The following is a 16,303-nucleotide window of genomic DNA, read 5'->3' on the forward strand; positions in this document are numbered from 1 at the left end:
CCACGGCTCCCCGTATCACGCAGAAAGGCACTTTTCGTGCGCAACGCCCTGAAGTTCACCAGCATCCTCGCCACCGCCGGCATCGCCCTCTCGCTGGCCGCGTGCGGCAGCTCCGGGTCCTCCTCCTCGGACCCGAACGCGCCGCTCAAGGTCATCGCCAGCCCCACCCCGCACGGGCAGATCCTCAAGTTCGTCAAGGACAACCTCGCGGCCAAGGCGGGCCTCAAGCTCGACATCAAGGAGGTCACCGACTACGTGACCCCCAACACGGCGGTGCAGGACGGTTCGGCCGACGCCAACTACTTCCAGCACGTCCCGTACCTGGAGGACTTCAACAAGAAGCACGGCACCGACATCGTCTCGGTCGAGCCCGTGCACCTGGAGCCGCTCGGCGTCTACTCCAAGAAGGTCAAGTCGATCGCCGACCTGCCGGACGGCGCCACCGTCGGCCTGCCCAACGACGCCACCAACGAGGGCCGCGCGCTCAAGCTGCTCGCCGACAACAAGCTCATCACGCTGAAGGACGGCGTCACCACCGCCGCCACCCCGGCCGACGTGACGGGCAACCCGAAGAACCTCAAGTGGAAGGAGCTGGAGGCCGCCCAGCTGCCCCGCTCCATCGCCGACCTCGACGCCGCCGTCATCAACGGCAACTACGCGCTCGACTCCGGCCTGAAGCCCGCCACCGACGCGCTGGTGCTGGAGAAGGCCGAGGGCAACCCGTACGCCAACATCCTCGCCGTGAAGAAGGGCAAGGAGAACGACCCGCGCGTGAAGAAGCTGGCCGAGCTGCTGCACTCCGACGAGGTCAAGAAGTACATCGACGACACCTTCCAGGGCTCGGTCATCCCGGCCTTCTGAGCCGCGGTCCGATCCATGCCCTGACCCCGACCGGGCCCCCGCCGCACCTCGGCGGGGGCCCGGTCGGGCAGGATGCACCCGGGGAGCCCTGGTCGGCGGCGTTCTGACGTACCGTCGTGCGGGCGGCGCACCGCGTGACACCCGGGGCACGGCGGGGGCGTACGGTGTTGTGTTCACGACCCGGCGAGGAGAGACGGCATGGCAGCGAGCTTCCCCGAGACCGCCATCAGCACCGAACGGCTTCTGCTGCGGCCCCTTGCGGAGGACGACGCGCCCGGCCTGGCCACGATGATGGCGGACGAACTCGTCCTGGCCTGGACCGATCTGCCGCACCCCTTCACCGAGGCGTACGCGACCGAACTCGCCCGCACCCTCGCCCCCGCCCACCGGGCCGCCGGCCGCGGCATCGTCTTCGCCGTCACCGAGCACCTCACCCAGCGCCTGGTCGGCCTGGTCGAACTGCGCAACACCGACTGGCGCCTGCGCAGCACCGAGATCTCCTACGTCACCGCCTCCTGGGCCCGCGGCGAGGGCTACGCGCCCGAGGCCGTCCTCGGCGTCAGCCAGTGGCTGTTCGAAGACCGCGACTTCCTGCGCCTGGAGCTGCGCACCGCCGCCGGGAACACCGCCGCCCAGCAGGTCGCCCAGAAGATCGGCGGCATCAGCGAGGGCGTGCTGCGCAGCGCCTGGATAGTCCGGGGTGAGTCCAGTGAGGCCGTCGTGGAGAGCCGCAGCGACCTCATCCTGTGGAGCCTGCTCCCGGAGGACCTGGACGCGCCCGAGCCCGAGCCGCAGCGGACCGGCTGGCACGGCGACCACCGCTACGTGCTGCGCGACTGAGCCGCCCCGATCACGCGTGCCACCCGTGCCGCCCGTGCTGCCCGAGCCGTTCGTGCCGCTGATCCGCCACCGGCTCGTCACGGACATGTGTACGAGATGTCGGCGCCGAGGGGATCACACCCGGTAGCCTCTGCTCCGGCGCCGCACACCGGCGCGGTTTGTCGGCGCACCGAGTCGCACACCGGGTGACACCACAGGGACACCCCGGGTCGCAGGCCGGTCCGCGCACCGAGTCGAGGGAGAACGGCCGCAGATGGCTGACCGGATCACGGTCATCGGGTGGGACGGCACGCCGCTGACCGAGGCCGCCGGCGCGGCCCTCGCCGCAGCGACCCTGGTGGCCGGCGCCCCCTACCAACTGAACGCCCTCCCGGTGCCGGACGCCGCCGAGCGGATCACCCTCGGCAACGTCCGGCAGGCCGCCCGGCGGATCGCCGAGCACCGCGGCGCCGCCGTCGTGGTCGCCGAGGGCGACCCGGGCTTCTTCGGCGTCGTGCGCGCGCTGCGCCGCCCCGAGTACGGCCTCGAACTGGAGGTCCTGCCCGCGGTCTCCTCGGTCGCCGCCGCTTTCGCCCGGGCCGGTATGCCCTGGGAGGACGCCCAGGTGGTCAGCGCCCACGGCGGACGGCTGCGCCGCGCGGCCAACATCTGCCGGGCCCACCCCAAGGTCGCGGTGCTGACCGCGCCCGGCGCCGGTCCGAGCGAACTGGCCCTCATGCTGCGCGGGGTGCACCGGACCTTCGTGGTCTGCGAGGCCCTCGGCACCCCGGACGAGGACGTCACCGTCCTCACCTCCGACCGGATCGCCGACCACGTGTGGCGCGACCCCAACGTGGTGCTGGTGATCGGCGGTCACGGCGGTCCCCAGGCCGGCGGGGTCGACACGGAGGCCGGCTGGCTGGCCGGGCGCCCGGTCGGCTTCCCCGGCGCGGATCGCGGCTGGGCGCTCCCCGGTGACGCCTACGCGGGCGCCGGGCGCGCGGGGGACGAGCCCGGCGCATCGGAGGTGCTCCCCGCGCACGTGCGCGCCCTGGTGCTGGCCCGTCTGGGTGCTCGTCCGGGGGACCTGGTCTGGTCGGTCGGCGCGGGCAGCGGCGCCCTCGCGGTGGAGGCGGCCCGCTTCGGCGCCGCCGTGGTCGCGGTCGAGGCGTCCCGCTCGGCCTGCGCCCGGCTGGCGGTGAACGCGCGCCGGTACGGCGTCGAGGTGGAGACCGTGCACGGGCAGGGCCCCGAGGTGCTGGGCGGCCTGCCCGAGCCGGACGTGGCGGTGGTGGAGTCCGTCGGCCTCGACGTGGTGCGCGCGGTGCTGGCCCGCCGTCCGGAGCGGTTCGTCGCGGTGCCCCGGACCCTCGCCGAGGGGGAGCAGATCCACCGGGCGATCGCCGAGGCCGGCTACCGGGCGGACGGTGCGCTGCTGCAGTCCACTCCGCTGTCGGTCGCCGGTGGCGCCGGTGGCGGGCTGGCTCTGGGGGCGGGCGGTACCGGCGTGCTGCTGCTCTGGGGTGAGCAGATCGCGTGAAGGACTGGGGTGCGTCCTGTGGATTCGGTCCGATCCGCCGGGCGCGTTCCGCTCCCGCGCTGTGCTGCTGAGGGGTCGTGGTGGGGCCGGGCGGTGATCCAGGTCGCATCCGGACACCGATTCGAGAGGTGACCGTGCTGGGCCGGTAGTGTGGCGTCCTGGGCGGCTGCGGCGGTCGGCGACCCACCCGATTCAGTCGGTTTGTCGCCTTTTTGACGTGGTGCAACCCGGTTTTGCTCGGAGTGTGGGCAATTCGACGGGCCGCGTGCCGGACCTGGAGAATGCCGTAGGGTCCGGTGCGGTCGTGCCGGTTCCTCCGGGTTGTCGTTGTTTCAGATGGTGCGCCGCCCGGTGTGGGCGGCGCGCAGGCCGGGGTGCCGCAGTGCGCCGGAAGGACTTGGGCCGCAGCGCCTCGGCGCGGCGGCCGCGTGTGGTTGAGGGACGGGCCGGTGCAGGCCCGGCCCGTGCGGATGGGCGCTGCGGTCGGTGATCGTGTCGCCAAGGGCGCGGCAGCGGCCTGGAAGGAGCGTTTGACAATGACCGATGGCGGCCACGTCCCGGGCGAGGGAATGCCGGAGCACCTGAACGCCGGGCCGGACCAGCTCGGCGGACCGGAGGGCGTCGCGGGCGTTGCACCCCTGCAGGGCGTCGCGACGGACGGCGGCATGATCCCGAACCCGACGGCGCCGGGCCACGGCCTGGCCGGTGGTGCGGTGCCCCACGGCGCGGGAGTCATCCCGCCGCAGGGCCAGCCGCTCGGCGCGTCCGGCTTCGCCGTACCGGCCCCCGGCCTGTCGGCTCCCGGCGCACCGGCTCCCGGTGTGCCCGGTGAGGGCTGGGGCGTCGACCCGGGCGCCCCGCGTCCGGCCTTCCACTTCCTCGACCAGGACGACGAGGACGACGTCCTGCTGATGCCCGGTCCGCAGGGCTCCTGGGGCGAGCCGCTGGCGCCCCTCCCGACCGAGCAGACGCCGCTCGCCCCGCAGCAGGACGGCACGCCGGTCGAGCCTTCGTGGCCGCCGCTGGAGCCGCCGGTGCTCGGCGCCGAGCAGGCGCAGCAGCCGTTCCACGCCGCCCCGGCGCACCCGCAGGCCACGGAGGCGATGACGGCTTCTCAGCCGCCGCGCCGCCCGCTGCACGCCGGTCCGCCGATCCCGGACCCGTCGCTGATGACCGGCCAGGTCCCGGTGCGCTCGCTCGCCGACCGCGGCCCGTCGCAGGGCGGCACTCCCGCGCACGGCATCCCGGTGGTCGGCCGGCTGCCGATGGCCGAGGCCGTCGCCCCGGCGCCGGCCGCCGCGCCGCAGGCCGTTCCGGCGGCGCCCGCGCCCTCGGTGGTGCCGGCGGTTCCCGTGACGGAGGCCCAGGAGTCCCAGGAGTTCCAGCAGGTGCCGCTGGCCTCGCACCCGGTCGAGGCCCAGCTGGCCGTCGAGACGGTCGGGGCGATCGAGGTGATCGAGGTCGTCGAGCTGCCGGAGGCCGTCGTCGCCGAGGCCGCGGTGGACGCGGCGCAGGCCGCCGTGGCCGAGCCGGTCCCGGCGGAGTCCGGCCGGCCGGTCGTCGACCCGGGCGGCACACCGGTCGCCGGGGCCGTGGTGACGGCGCCCGCCGAGGCACCGGTCGAGGCCGCTGCTGAGGCGCCGGTCGAGCCCGTCGCCGAGGTTGCCGTCGAGGCCGCCGCGCAGGCCGCGCCCGCGGAACAGACCGAGGCCCCCGCCCCGGCCGGCCCGCCGCGGCGCATCTCCGCATTCCTCGCCGCGCCCACCCCGCACGGTCTGCCTCCGGTCGCGGCGGCCGCGCAGGCCCCGGTGGCCGAGGAGGCCGCCCCGCAGCAGCCCGCTCCCATAGCGGCCGAGGAGCCGGCCCAGGCCGCCCAGGCCGCCCCGCCCGTCGAGGCCGTGGTCGCGGTCGCGGTCGAGGCCGGTGAGCCCGCCGAGGCCGTGGCGCCCGCGCCGGAGGCGGTGGTCGAGCCCGTCGTCGAAACGGTCGTCGAGGCGGTCGCCGAGACCGCCGCCGGCACGGGCGAGATGCCCTCCGGCCAGGCCGTCGTCGAGGCCGTCGTCGAGCCCGCCGAGGCCGTTGCCGAGCCCGCCGCCGAGGTCGCTGCCGAGCCCGCCGAGGGCGGGCAGCCGCAGGAGGCCGCGCCGGTCGTGGACCAGGCCGTCGAGGCCCCGGTCGAGCCCGTCGTCGAGCCTGAGGCCGAGGCCGCCGCAGCGGAGACCGCGCCGCAGCCGGTCGCGGACGCCACCCCGGTCAGCGAGCCCGCCGAGCCTGTTGCCGTATCCGCCGAGACCGCCATCGAGACCGCCGCCGAGCCGGTCGCCGAGGTTTCCGAGGCCGTCCAGGCCGTCGAGCCTTCCGCGGCCCCGGACGACCAGGCCCAGCCCGTCACCGACCCGGCCGCAGAGTCCGCCGAGCAGGCCCCCACCGCCGAGTCGGCCGCCGTCGAGCCCGTGGCCGCCGAGGCCGTCGCCGAGGAGGCCGCCGCGCCGGAGGCCCCCGCCGCCGAGCAGCAGCCGGCTGAGCAGGCCGCCGAGCCGCTGACGGAGGAGTCGACGGAGCCGCAGACGGAGGGTCAGGCGGAGCAGCCGGCCGAGGAAGCGCAGGCCGAGGAACCGCAGGCCGAAGAGCCGGCCGAGCCCCGCGGCCCGGCCGCGCCCGGCTTCGACCAGGCCGAACGCGAGGCCGTCCACCAGGTGATCCGCGAGCGCCGCGACATCCGCAACGGCTTCCGCCCGGACCCGATCCCGCACGAGGTGCTGATCCGCGTCCTGGAGGCCGCCCACACCGCCCCCAGCGTCGGATACTCCCAGCCCTGGGACTTCGTGGTGATCCGCTCGGCCAAGACCCGCCGGCGGATGCACGCCCTGGCCGAGCGCCAGCGCGAGGTGTACGCGGACTCGCTGCCCAAGGGCCGGGCCAAGCAGTTCAAGGAAATCAAGACCGAGGCCATCCTCGAAACGCCGGTCAACATCGTGGTGACCGCCGACCGAACCCGCGGCGGCCGGCACACGCTGGGCCGCCACACCCAGCCCCAGATGGCCCCGTACTCGGCCGCCCTGGCGGTCGAGAACCTCTGGCTGGCCGCCCGCGCCGAGGGCCTGGGCGTCGGCTGGGTGAGCTTCTTCGACGACGAGGAGCTGGTCCGCGAGCTCGGCCTGCCCGAGCACCTGGAGGTCGTCGCCTACCTGTGCGTCGGCTTCGTCGACTCCTTCCCGGACGAGCCCGAGCTGGAGCAGCAGGGCTGGGCCAAGAAGCGCCCGCTGTCCTGGGTGGTCCACGAGGAGCAGTACGGCAACCGCGCGCTGCCCGGCGAGGAGCCGCAGAGCCTGCTCGCCGAGACCCTGCGCGGCATCCGCCCGCTGGACGCCAAGGCGCTCGGCGAGGCCTGGGACCGGCAGAAGCGGATGACGAAGCCGGCCGGCTCGCTCGGCATGCTGGAGATCATCTCCGCCCAGCTGTGCGGCCTGTCCCGCAAGTGCCCGCCGCCGATCCCGGAGCCCGCCTGCGTGGCGATCTTCGCGGGTGACCACGGCGTGCACGCGCAGGGCGTCAGCCCGTGGCCGCAGGAGGTGACCGCCCAGATGGTCGGCAACTTCCTGGCCGGGGGAGCGGTGATCAACTCCTTCGCCAAGCAGATCGGCACCGAGGTCTGCGTGGTCGACGTCGGCGTCGCCGCCGAACTGCCGGAGGCCATCCAGCAGGGCCGCACCACCGGCCTGCTGCCGCGCAAGGTCAAGCCCGGCACCGCCGACATGACCCAGGGTCCGGCGATGACCCGCGAGGAGGCCCTCAAGGCCATCGAGGTCGGCATCGAGACCGCCCGCGACCTCGTCGCGGCCGGCAACAAGGCACTGGTCACCGGCGACATGGGGATCGCCAACACCACCGCCTCGGCCGCCCTGATCTCGGTGTTCACCGGCCTCGACCCGGCCGAGGTCACCGGTCGCGGCACCGGCATCGACGACGAGACGCACGCCCGCAAGATCGAGGTCATCCGGGCCGCGCTGGCCCTGCACCGGCCCGACCCGGCCGACCCGATCGGCGTCCTCGCCGCCGTCGGCGGCCTGGAGCACGCGGCCCTGGCCGGCTTCCTGCTGGGCGCGGCCTCGTTGCGCACCCCGGTGGTCCTGGACGGCGTCATCGCGGGTTCGGCCGCGCTGGCGGCCAAGGCGATCGCCCCCGAGGTGCTGGCGGCCTGCATCGCCGGCCACCGCTCCGCCGAGCCCGGCCACCAGGCCGCGCTGGCGAAGCTGGGCCTGCGTCCGCTGATCGACCTGGACCTGCGGCTCGGCGAGGGCACCGGTGCCCTGCTGGCCCTGCCGCTGGTGCAGAGCGCGGCCCGGGCGATGCACGATGTAGCCACCTTCGACTCCGCCGGGGTCACCGAGAAGGGCTGACGTTCTCCGTCACCACTCCGCGGACCGGCCCGAGGGCGCGCCGGTCCGCGGAGCGGCGTCACGCCGCACCCGCACCCCGGACCCTCACCCCCGATCAGGAGCACCGCCGATGACCGCGCCCACCCCGCACCCCAGCACCGAAGGCCGTACCCCGTACCCGGTCGGCCTGCTGCTCGCAGGCCGTCGCGTGGTCGTGGTCGGCGGCGGCCAGGTCGCGCAGCGCCGGCTCCCCGCGCTGATCGCCACCGGTGCGGAGCTGCACCTGATATCGCCGGCCACCACCCCGGCCGTGCAGGCGATGGCCGACGCGGGCGAGCTCACCTGGCACGCCCGCCCGTACCGGGACGGCGACCTGGCCGGCGCCTGGTACGCCCTGGTCGCCACCGACGACCCGGCGGTCAACGGTGCCGTCAGCGCCGAGGCCGAGCGCGAGCGGGTGTTCTGCGCCCGCAGCGACGACGCCTCCGCCGCCACCGCCTGGACCCCGGCCAGCGGCCGCGACGCGGGTGCCACCGTCGCGGTCCTCACCGGTGACCCGCGCCACTCCGCCGCTCTGCGCGACGCCATCGTGGACGGCCTGCGGGACGGCTCGCTGGCCGTCCGCCAGTTCCGCGCGCACGGCGTCGGCGGCGCCTCGGGGCAGCCGGGCCGGGGGAGCGTCGCCCTGGTCGGCGGCGGCCCGGGCGACCCGGACCTGATCACCGTGCGCGGCCGCCGCCTGCTGGCCGACGCCGACGTGGTGGTCGCCGACCGTCTCGCCCCGCGCGAGCTGCTCGCCGAACTGCCCGAGCACGTCGAGGTGATCGACGCGTCCAAGATCCCCTACGGCCGGTTCATGGCCCAGGAGGCGATCAACCGGACGCTGATCGAGCACGCCAGGGCCGGCAAGTTCGTGGTCCGGCTCAAGGGCGGCGACCCGTACGTCTTCGGGCGCGGCGGCGAGGAGCTGCTCGCCTGCGCCGAGGCCGGACTGCCGGTCACCGTCGTCCCGGGCATCTCCAGCTCGATCAGCGTCCCGGCGGCGGTCGGCGTCCCGGTCACCCACCGGGGCATGACGCACGAGTTCACCGTGATCTCCGGTCACGTCGGCCCGGACGACGAGCGCTCGCTCACCAACTGGGAGGCCGCCGCGAAGATGCGCGGCACCCTGGTGCTGCTGATGGCCGTGGACAAGATCGGCGCGATCGCCGCGAAGCTCGTCGAGCACGGCCGCCCGGGCGACACCCCGGTCGCGATCGTCCAGGAGGGCACCACCGCCGCCCAGCGCCGGGTGGACGCCACCTTGGCCACCGTCGCCGCGACCGTCGAGGCCGAGCGGATCAAGCCGCCGGCCGTGATCGTGGTCGGCGACGTCGTCAACGTCCTGGCGGCCGCCTTCCCGCGCTGAGCGCCCGGAGTGGGAAGTCGGGCCCGTCGACTTCCCACTCCGATTCCCATCCGACTTCCCCCGTCGGCCGGCCGCTCCGGGCGGCTACTCCAGCGGCTGCTCCGTCCAGATCACCTTCCCCGTCGCCGTGTAGCGCGTCCCCCAGCGGTCCGCGAACTGCGCGACCAGGAACAGCCCGCGCCCGCCCTCGTCGGTGGTCGCCGCGTACCGCAGGTGTGGCGAGGTGCTGCTGCCGTCCGACACCTCGCAGATCAGCGCCCGGTCCCGCAGCAGCCGCACCCGGATCGGCCCGGTGCCGTAACGGATGGCGTTGGTCACCAGCTCGCTCAGGATCAGCTCGGTGACGAACGCCGCCTCGTCCAGCCCCCAGGCCGCCAGCCGCTCCGCCACCTCGGCCCGGACGGCGCCCACCGCCGCCGGTTCGGGCGGCACCTCCCACTCCGCGACCTGGTCCGGCGCCAGCACCCTGGTCCGCGCCACCAGCAGCGCGATGTCGTCCAGCGGACGCTCCGGCAGCATCGCCCCGAGCACGTCCGCACAGGTCTGCTCCGGCGTGCGCGGCGGCCCGGTCAGCGCCGCCCGCAGCAGTTCCAGCCCCTCACCGATGTCGCGCTCGCGGTCCTCCACCAGCCCGTCGGTGTACAGCACCAGACGGCTGCCCTCCGCGAGGTCCAGCTCGACGTTCTCGAACGGCAGCACCGCCAGCCCCAGCGGCGGCCCGGTCGCCAGCTCCGGGAACACCACCCGCCCGTCCGGGCCCACCACGGCGGGCGGCGGATGCCCGGCGCTGGCCAGCGTGCACCGCCGCGCCACCGGGTCGTAGATCGCGTACAGGCAGGTCGCCCCGGTCAGGGCCGCGCCCTCGCCGCTCCCGGCCTCGTCCTGGTCGATCCGGTTCACCAGGTCGTCCAGGTGCCCCAGCAGCTCGTCCGGCGGCAGGTCCAGCGTCGAGAAGTTGTGGATCGCCGTCCGCAGCCGACCCATCGTCGCCGCCGCGTGCAGGCCGTGCCCCACCACGTCCCCGACGACCAGGGCCACCCGCGCGCCCGGCAGCGGGATCACGTCGAACCAGTCGCCGCCCACCCCGGCCTGGGCCGGCAGGTAGCGGTGCGCGACGTCCAGCGCGCTCTGCGGCGGCAGGTTGCGCGGCAGCAGGCTGTGCTGGAGCGTCACCGCCATCGCGTGCTCCCGGGTGTAGCGGCGCGCGTTGTCGATGCACACCGCCGCGTGCGCCACCAGTTCCTCGGCCAGCGCCAGGTCGTCCGCTTCGAAGGGCTCCGAGCGGTCCGCCCGCCAGAACCGGGCCACTCCCAGCAGCACCCCGCGCGCCCGCAGCGGCACCCGCACCATCGAGTGCACCCCGTACGCCAGCACCCGGGCCGACCGCTCCGGATCCTGCTCCCGCCACCCCGGGGCCTGGGCCAGCCGGGCCTCCAGCCCCGACTCCCCGCTGTGCAGCGCCCCGGCCAGCGGGGTGGCCGGCACCACGTCCAGCACCGTGTCCACCGGGTAGAACGGAGCGTCGTCCCGGATGCCGGCGAGCGCGACGCGGCGCATCCGCCCCAGCGAGGTGCCCGGCGGCGGCTCCTCGCCCGTCAGCACCTGGTCCGCCAGGTCCACCGTGACGAAGTCCGCGAACCGGGGCACCGCGACCTGCGCCAGCTCCTCCGCCGTCCGCGTCACGTCCAGCGAGCTGCCCACCGTCACCCCGGCGTCGTACAGCAGCCGCAGCCGCCGCTGCGCGCCCTCGGCCCGGCCGGACAGCGCCAGCAGCTCGGTGGAGTCACGCAGCGTGGCGACGCAGCCCGGCGGGCCGCCCACCTGGTCGGTCAGCCGGACGTTCACCGCCAGCAGCCGTTCCCCGGCCAGCACCACCTCGTCGGTCACCGGACGGTTGGCGGTCAGCAGTTCCTCGGGCGCGGGCTCCAGGCCCAGCTCGGTCACCGGCCGGCCCTCGGCGTCCGGCGGCAGGTCCAGCAGCCGCCGCGCCTCGTCGTTGCAGAGCAGCAGCCGGCCGTCCGCGCCGACGATCATGACGCCCTCGCGCACCGCGTGCAGCACGGCCGCGTGGTGCTCGTACATCCGGGTCATCTCGGCCGGGCCCAGCCCGTGGGTCTGGCGCCGCAGCCGCCGGCTGATCAGCGCCGTGCCGAGGGTGGCCAGCCCGACCGCGCCCGCGGCGGCGCCCAGCACCACCGGCAGCTGCCGCTCGCTCGCGCTGCTGACGCTCCGCACCGTGACGCCCGCCGAGACCAGCCCGGCCACCGAGCCGTCCGGCGCGTACACCGGGACCACCGCCTGGACCAGTGGGCCGAGCGAGTCGGTGACGCGCTCGGTCACCACCTGCCCGTGCACCGCGGGCAGGTAGGTGCCGACGAACTTCTGGCCGATCAGGGCCGGGTCGGGGTGGGTGTAGCGGATGCCGTCGTCGCTCAGCACGACGATGAAGCCGACGCCCGACGACATCCGCGCCGCCTCCGCCTTGGGCTGCAGGACCGCGGACGGGTCGGGGGAGCGCAGCGCGTCGACGATGCCCGGCGAGTTGGCGAAGGTCTGCGCGACCGCCACCGACCGGTTGCGGGCCTCGTGGTCGGCGTCGGTGCGCGACTGCACCACCAGCGCCACCGCGGCAGCTGCCACCAGCAGCAGGACGACGAGGACCTGCAGCGCGAACACCTGCCCGGCCACCGACCGGTTTCGCACGGGCCACGGCCGCTTCGCGCGTGGCAGCTGTAGCCGACCGTTTGGGCGCCCACCGGAGGAGCCGGCGGAACCAGTAGCACCAGAGGCCGACGGAGCCCAGGATCGGCCCGGAAAACGGGCCATACGGCCATGTTTGCACCATGGCTGGCACAGGGCCAAGGCCAGCCCGCCCCGCAGCTTGGGCCGTTTGGCCTTCCCCGCCCCGCCTTGGCAAGATCGCAGGGTGTCCGAACCCAGCGCCATCACCGACCCCGCCGACCCCCGCCTCGGCGACTACACCGGCCTCACCGACGTCGAACTGCGCCGCCGGCGCGAACCCGCCGAAGGCCTGTTCATCGCCGAGGGGGAGAAGGTCATCCGCCGCGCCCTCGCCGCCGGCTACCGGATGCGGTCGATGCTGCTGACCTCCAAGTGGCTGGAGGTGATGGCCGACGTCATCGCCGAGGCGGACGCCCCCGTCCACGTCGTCGAGCCGGGGCTCGCCGAAGCCGTCACCGGCTACCACGTCCACCGCGGCGCGCTCGCCTCGATGGAGCGCAAGCCGCTGCCGCAGGCCGTGGACCTGCTCGTCGGGGCCCGCCGGGTCGCCGTCCTGGAAGGCCTGGTCGACCACACCAACCTCGGCGCGATCTTCCGCAGCGCCGCGGCCCTCGGCATGGACGCCGTCCTGCTCTCGCCCGACTGCGCCGACCCGCTCTACCGGCGCGCCGTGAAGGTCTCCATGGGCGCCGTCTTCGCGGTGCCCTACGCCCGGCTCGACCCCTGGCCGGCCGCCCTGGAGACCGTCCGCACCGCCGGATTCACCCTCCTGGCCCTCACCCCCGCCGACGGCGCCGTCGACCTCGCCGGCCTCGCCCCGCACCGCCTCCCCAAGGCGGCCCTCATGCTCGGGGCCGAAGGCGACGGCCTCACCGGCCCCGCCCTCGCCGCCGCCGATCACGCCGTCCGCATCCCGATGGCCCACGGCATCGACTCCCTCAACGTCGGCGCCGCCGCCGCCGTCTCCTTCTACGCCGTCACCGCCCCCACCGCCTGACGGGGAGGTCGGCCCGCCCGACCTCCCCTCTCGCGCCGGAGGAGCCCACCCGCCCCCCGCCCCCCGCCTCCCCGGGGGCGGGAGCTCTCATCACACAGGAAGCGGGAAGCGGGAAGCGGGAAGTCGGCCAGGCCGACTTCCTGCGCCGCAGCCTTCCCGTGCTCAGCCCGCCGCGGCGGTGGGCGGAGCCGGAGCGGCGGCCGGGGGCTGGGTGGCGGGGCCGGAGGCGCCGGGCCAGGACTCGTCCAGGGTGCCGTCGGCACGGACGGTGTAGCGGGTCGAGGTGGTCGCGCCGGTCGCGGCGACCCGCTCCTCGCGGACGACCGTCCCGCCGTCGAGCCGCCAGGTGGCCGTCGCCTGCGGGTCGGCCGCCGAGGTGCGGGAGGTGGCGGCGACCGGGGTGTCCCCGGTGAAGGAGAAGAGCTGGACGAGGTCGACCGGCACCGAGCCCTCGGCCCGCCGCAGGACGACGACCGCTGCCGGGGCGCCCTTGTACCGGGCGGGCAGCACGGAGCTGAGCACGACCTGCGGGCCGGCCCCGACCGACCGGCCGTCCCGGAGCGCGATGCCGGGCCCGCCGGCCCCGTCGGGGTAGCTGCGGTTGGGCCAGTCCACCACCGGCCCCGGTCCGTACGGGGGCGCCAACGGGCTGTCGCCCGCGCCGCCGTGTGCGGCCGCAGCCGCGGCGGACGGGGTGGCCGGAGGCTGGGCGGCGGGGGGCTGGGCCGCGGGGGGCTGGGCCGCGGCGGCCCCGTCCGCCGAGGTCCCCGTCACGGCCTGCGCGCCGCCCGCGGCGGGCGCACTGGCGGTGTACCCGCCGGAGGGCCGCAGGCCCTGCTTGCTGCGGTTCTCGCACCCCTGGGCGGCCGCGATGGCCAGCGCGACGCCGAGCGTCACGGTGACGAAGACCACGAGCCGCTGCCGCAGCAGCCGCTGCCGCGCGTTGCCGGGCCGCCCGCCGGGGGCGGGGGTGTGCTGGCGGTCCCGGGGGTGCCCGCGGTCGCGGGTGCCGGGCCGGCCGGGGGGCGGGGTGTGCGGTCGCTCCCGCAGCGGGCGGGTCACCGGTGTGGCCTCGGGCCGGGGGAGCGGGGCGGTGGCCGCCTGCGAGCGCCGGACCGCGGCCGCCGCGGCGGCCCGGGACCGTGCAGGGGCGGCGGGTTCGGGGGAGCGCCCGGGCGCGGGCACACCGTGCCGGGCGCCGTCGGGGGCGGGCTGGGCCGCCGGGCCCGCCGGGGCGGGTGCCGCCGCCCGCCCGTGGCCGGGCCGCGCGGCCCGGGTGGCGGTTCCGGCTGCCGCCCCGCGCGCCGCGAGTTCGCTGAGGCGCTCGTGCAGCGCGGCCGCGCCGGGCCGTTCGGCGGGTTCCTTGGCGAGACAGGCGCGGATGAGCGGTGCCAGCGGCGTGGGTACGGCGGACAGGTCGGGTTCCTCGTGGACGACCCGGTAGAGCATGACTTCGGAGGACGCCCCGGATCCGAACGGGGTGTCACCGGTGAGCGCGTAGGCGAGGGTGGCCCCGAACGCGAACACGTCGGTGGCGGGGGTGACGGCGGCGCCGCGGACCTGTTCGGGCGCGAGGAAGCCGGGGGAGCCGACGGCGGTGCCGACGTGGGTGAGGGTGCTGGCGCCGCGCGACCAGGCGATGCCGAAGTCGATGATGCGCGGGCCCCGCGGCGAGAGCAGGATGTTGGAGGGCTTGAGGTCGCGGTGGACGACCCCGGCCTCGTGCACCTTGACCAGCCCGTCGGCGAGTGCGGCGCCGATCCGGGCGGCCTCGGGCCAGCTCAGCGGCCCTTCGTCGCCGACCTGCTTGTAGAGGGAGGGCCCGGGCACGTACGCGGTGGCGAGCCAGGGACGGTCGGCCTCGATGTCGGAGCCGACGACGCGGGCGGTGCAGCCGCCCCGGATGCGGGAGGCGGCGGCGATCTCGCGGGCGAAGCGGGTGCGGAACTCCTGGTCCTCGGCGAGTTCGGCGCGGATCAGCTTGAGGGCGACACGCTGTCCGCGGCGGTCGGAGCCGAGGTAGACCACGCCCATGCCGCCGGCGCCCAGTCGCCGGTGCAGGCGGTACGGCCCGACGATGCGGGGGTCCTCACGCCTCAGCCGCATCATCGCCATGTTTCGTTCCCCGTCAGCCTGTGGGTGAGGCCCCGTCGGTTGGGGCATCGTCAGTTCCTGTCTGGCACAGCTTACGGACTGCCCCCTGCGGTGTGCTGATACGCAACACCTCAAGCAGCCGTGTGATTGTCGGATCGTGCGCTGACCCGCAGGTCATAGGGGTGCCGAAGCGTTTCTCGGGGTTGCCCCTCAGGGTTCCCCCGGGGGTGCGGCCAAGGCTCCCTCCCCCTGCGGTAGTACGCCTGAAGTCTGAGCGTCATCCTCCGGGATGCCCGAGGAACAGTACGACGGCATGACGCCCGGACGGCCCCCTGAGCAATAGCGTTGTGTTCAGCGGTGGACGGGGAGCTCGTCCCCCGAGGTAAGCCGTTCACCGCGCCAACTCGACCGGACCACAGGAGTAAGGGCATGGCACCGCAGCTCACGGGAGACCCCCGCCGTCGGTCGGCCGTCGTCCAGTCCCGGTCGGCCGAGCAGCCCACCAGGCACCCGGCCGTGGCGCTGGCCATGGCCCTGCCGTGTGCGGTGCTGCTGGTGCTGCTCTTCGGCGGTTGGGATCAGATGGCGAACCAGGCCCAGGCCGTCGCCGATCTGATCGGCCGCTGAGATCACGCCGGCCCCGACGGGGTCGGCCACAGAACGGGCACTGATCCCCTGGGGACGGGGAGCAGTGCCGCCGGGGAGGCCGCGCGGCCGCGATGACACGCGGACGGGCGTGAGTGGCGCGCAGAGCGCCCCGGCAGGCGGAGACGCCGCGTACGGACGTCGGTGAGGGCGACCGTACGCGGCTCTTCTCTTTTCCCGCAGCCGTCTTTCCCGCGGCCGTCGTCCGTCCCGAAGCCGTCGTCAACGCCAAACGGCCGGGGCCGCGATCCTGGCGGATCGCGGCCCCGGCCGTTACTGTGCGCGATACTGGGATTGAACCAGTGACCCCTACCGTGTCAAGGTAGTGCTCTCCCGCTGAGCTAATCGCGCTTGGTGTGGCGGTCCTGCAGCAGACCCCGAAGGGCCCGACGTGCGCGATACTGGGATTGAACCAGTGACCCCTACCGTGTCAAGGTAGTGCTCTCCCGCTGAGCTAATCGCGCCTGGTGTGGCGGTCCTGCAGCAGACCCCGAAGGATCCGACGTGCGCGATACTGGGATTGAACCAGTGACCCCTACCGTGTCAAGGTAGTGCTCTCCCGCTGAGCTAATCGCGCGGGGAGGTCTTCCGGTCGGAACCGGTCGAACCTCTCGGAGGTGGAGACGGGATTTGAACCCGTGTACACGGCTTTGCAGGCCGTTGCCTCGCCTCTCGGCCACTCCACCAGGCAACACACGAAGAACGATCTTACACTGTTCTCCATCGAGCGGACGACGAGATTCGAACTCGCGACCCTCACCTTGGCAAGGTGATGCTCTACCAACTGAGCCACGTCCGCCTGTCTCCCGGGACCTTCA

Annotated in this window: 8 protein-coding genes, 5 tRNA genes and 1 pseudogene; 7 read left to right on the plus strand and 7 right to left on the minus strand. The window is 75.0% G+C overall.

All coding sequences use genetic code 11. The features are described from left to right. The first annotated feature begins 36 nt into the window (after nucleotides 1-36). The 5 genes from ACIP37_RS19260 (at nucleotide 37) to cobA (ending at nucleotide 9,007) form a co-directional block, all read left to right on the plus strand. Nucleotides 37-861 carry a MetQ/NlpA family ABC transporter substrate-binding protein gene (locus ACIP37_RS19260; protein ID WP_363583784.1) on the plus strand — a complete coding sequence of 275 codons (825 nt, stop codon included), beginning with the start codon at nucleotides 37-39 and terminating at the stop codon, nucleotides 859-861. Between the two features lie 198 nt (nucleotides 862-1,059). Further along, the gene (locus ACIP37_RS19265) at nucleotides 1,060-1,701 is read left to right on the plus strand and encodes a GNAT family N-acetyltransferase (protein ID WP_363583782.1); all 642 of its coding nucleotides are present in this window, start codon (nucleotides 1,060-1,062) and stop codon (nucleotides 1,699-1,701) included. Nucleotides 1,702-1,954: 253 nt separating this feature from the next. Continuing rightward, nucleotides 1,955-3,220, plus strand: a complete 1,266-nt coding sequence (gene cbiE / locus ACIP37_RS19270) for a precorrin-6y C5,15-methyltransferase (decarboxylating) subunit CbiE (protein ID WP_363583780.1) — start codon at nucleotides 1,955-1,957, stop codon at nucleotides 3,218-3,220. 536 nt (nucleotides 3,221-3,756) lie between these two features. Then, nucleotides 3,757-7,620, plus strand: a complete 3,864-nt coding sequence (cobT, locus tag ACIP37_RS19275) for a nicotinate-nucleotide--dimethylbenzimidazole phosphoribosyltransferase (RefSeq protein WP_400803649.1) — start codon at nucleotides 3,757-3,759, stop codon at nucleotides 7,618-7,620. Nucleotides 7,621-7,729: 109 nt separating this feature from the next. After that, entirely contained in the window at nucleotides 7,730-9,007 is a 1,278-nt protein-coding gene (cobA, locus tag ACIP37_RS19280) for a uroporphyrinogen-III C-methyltransferase (protein ID WP_400329803.1), read from the plus strand. 84 nt (nucleotides 9,008-9,091) lie between these two features. Here cobA and ACIP37_RS19285 read toward each other — a convergent pair whose 3' ends face one another. Then, nucleotides 9,092-11,833 (minus strand): SpoIIE family protein phosphatase, encoded by a 2,742-nt coding sequence (locus ACIP37_RS19285; RefSeq protein ID WP_400803645.1) that lies wholly within the window; start codon nucleotides 11,831-11,833, stop codon nucleotides 9,092-9,094. A 100-nt stretch (nucleotides 11,834-11,933) separates the two neighbouring features. On the opposite strand from ACIP37_RS19285, the gene ACIP37_RS19290 reads away from it, so the two are divergent. Continuing rightward, nucleotides 11,934-12,746: an RNA methyltransferase gene (locus ACIP37_RS19290; protein WP_363583772.1), complete on the plus strand. Its 813-nt coding sequence runs from the start codon at nucleotides 11,934-11,936 to the stop codon at nucleotides 12,744-12,746. A gap of 786 nt (nucleotides 12,747-13,532) precedes the next feature. On the opposite strand, the pseudogene ACIP37_RS19295 reads toward ACIP37_RS19290, so the two are convergent. Beyond that, nucleotides 13,533-14,861, minus strand: a pseudogene (locus tag ACIP37_RS19295) (serine/threonine-protein kinase); the annotation flags it as partial. Between the two features lie 408 nt (nucleotides 14,862-15,269). Here ACIP37_RS19295 and ACIP37_RS19300 point away from each other — a divergent pair. Further along, a complete protein-coding gene (locus tag ACIP37_RS19300; RefSeq protein WP_363589710.1) occupies nucleotides 15,270-15,467 on the plus strand; it encodes a hypothetical protein in 198 nt (65 codons plus the stop codon). 297 nt (nucleotides 15,468-15,764) lie between these two features. Here ACIP37_RS19300 and ACIP37_RS19305 read toward each other — a convergent pair. From ACIP37_RS19305 to ACIP37_RS19325, 5 genes are all read right to left on the minus strand, one after another. Next, nucleotides 15,765-15,836: transfer RNA gene (locus ACIP37_RS19305), tRNA-Val, on the minus strand. 41 nt (nucleotides 15,837-15,877) lie between these two features. Beyond that, nucleotides 15,878-15,949: transfer RNA gene (locus ACIP37_RS19310), tRNA-Val, on the minus strand. Between the two features lie 41 nt (nucleotides 15,950-15,990). Further along, nucleotides 15,991-16,062: transfer RNA gene (locus ACIP37_RS19315), tRNA-Val, on the minus strand. 38 nt (nucleotides 16,063-16,100) lie between these two features. Beyond that, a tRNA-Cys gene (locus tag ACIP37_RS19320) sits at nucleotides 16,101-16,171 on the minus strand. A 40-nt stretch (nucleotides 16,172-16,211) separates the two neighbouring features. Then, nucleotides 16,212-16,284: transfer RNA gene (locus ACIP37_RS19325), tRNA-Gly, on the minus strand. Nucleotides 16,285-16,303 lie beyond the last annotated feature (19 nt).

Source organism: Kitasatospora sp. NPDC088861 (genome assembly GCF_044750105.1).
In the GTDB taxonomy this organism is placed as follows: Bacteria; Actinomycetota; Actinomycetes; order Streptomycetales; family Streptomycetaceae; genus Kitasatospora.

Coding starts and splice junctions, on each gene's coding strand:
- ACIP37_RS19265 (WP_363583782.1), top strand. CDS start 1,060: ATGGCAGCGAGCTTCCCCGAGACCGCCATCAGCACCGAACGGCTTCTG.
- cbiE (WP_363583780.1), top strand. CDS start 1,955: ATGGCTGACCGGATCACGGTCATCGGGTGGGACGGCACGCCGCTGACC.
- cobT (WP_400803649.1), top strand. CDS start 3,757: ATGACCGATGGCGGCCACGTCCCGGGCGAGGGAATGCCGGAGCACCTG.
- cobA (WP_400329803.1), top strand. CDS start 7,730: ATGACCGCGCCCACCCCGCACCCCAGCACCGAAGGCCGTACCCCGTAC.
- ACIP37_RS19285 (WP_400803645.1), bottom strand. CDS start 11,833: ATGGCCCGTTTTCCGGGCCGATCCTGGGCTCCGTCGGCCTCTGGTGCT.
- ACIP37_RS19300 (WP_363589710.1), top strand. CDS start 15,270: ATGGCACCGCAGCTCACGGGAGACCCCCGCCGTCGGTCGGCCGTCGTC.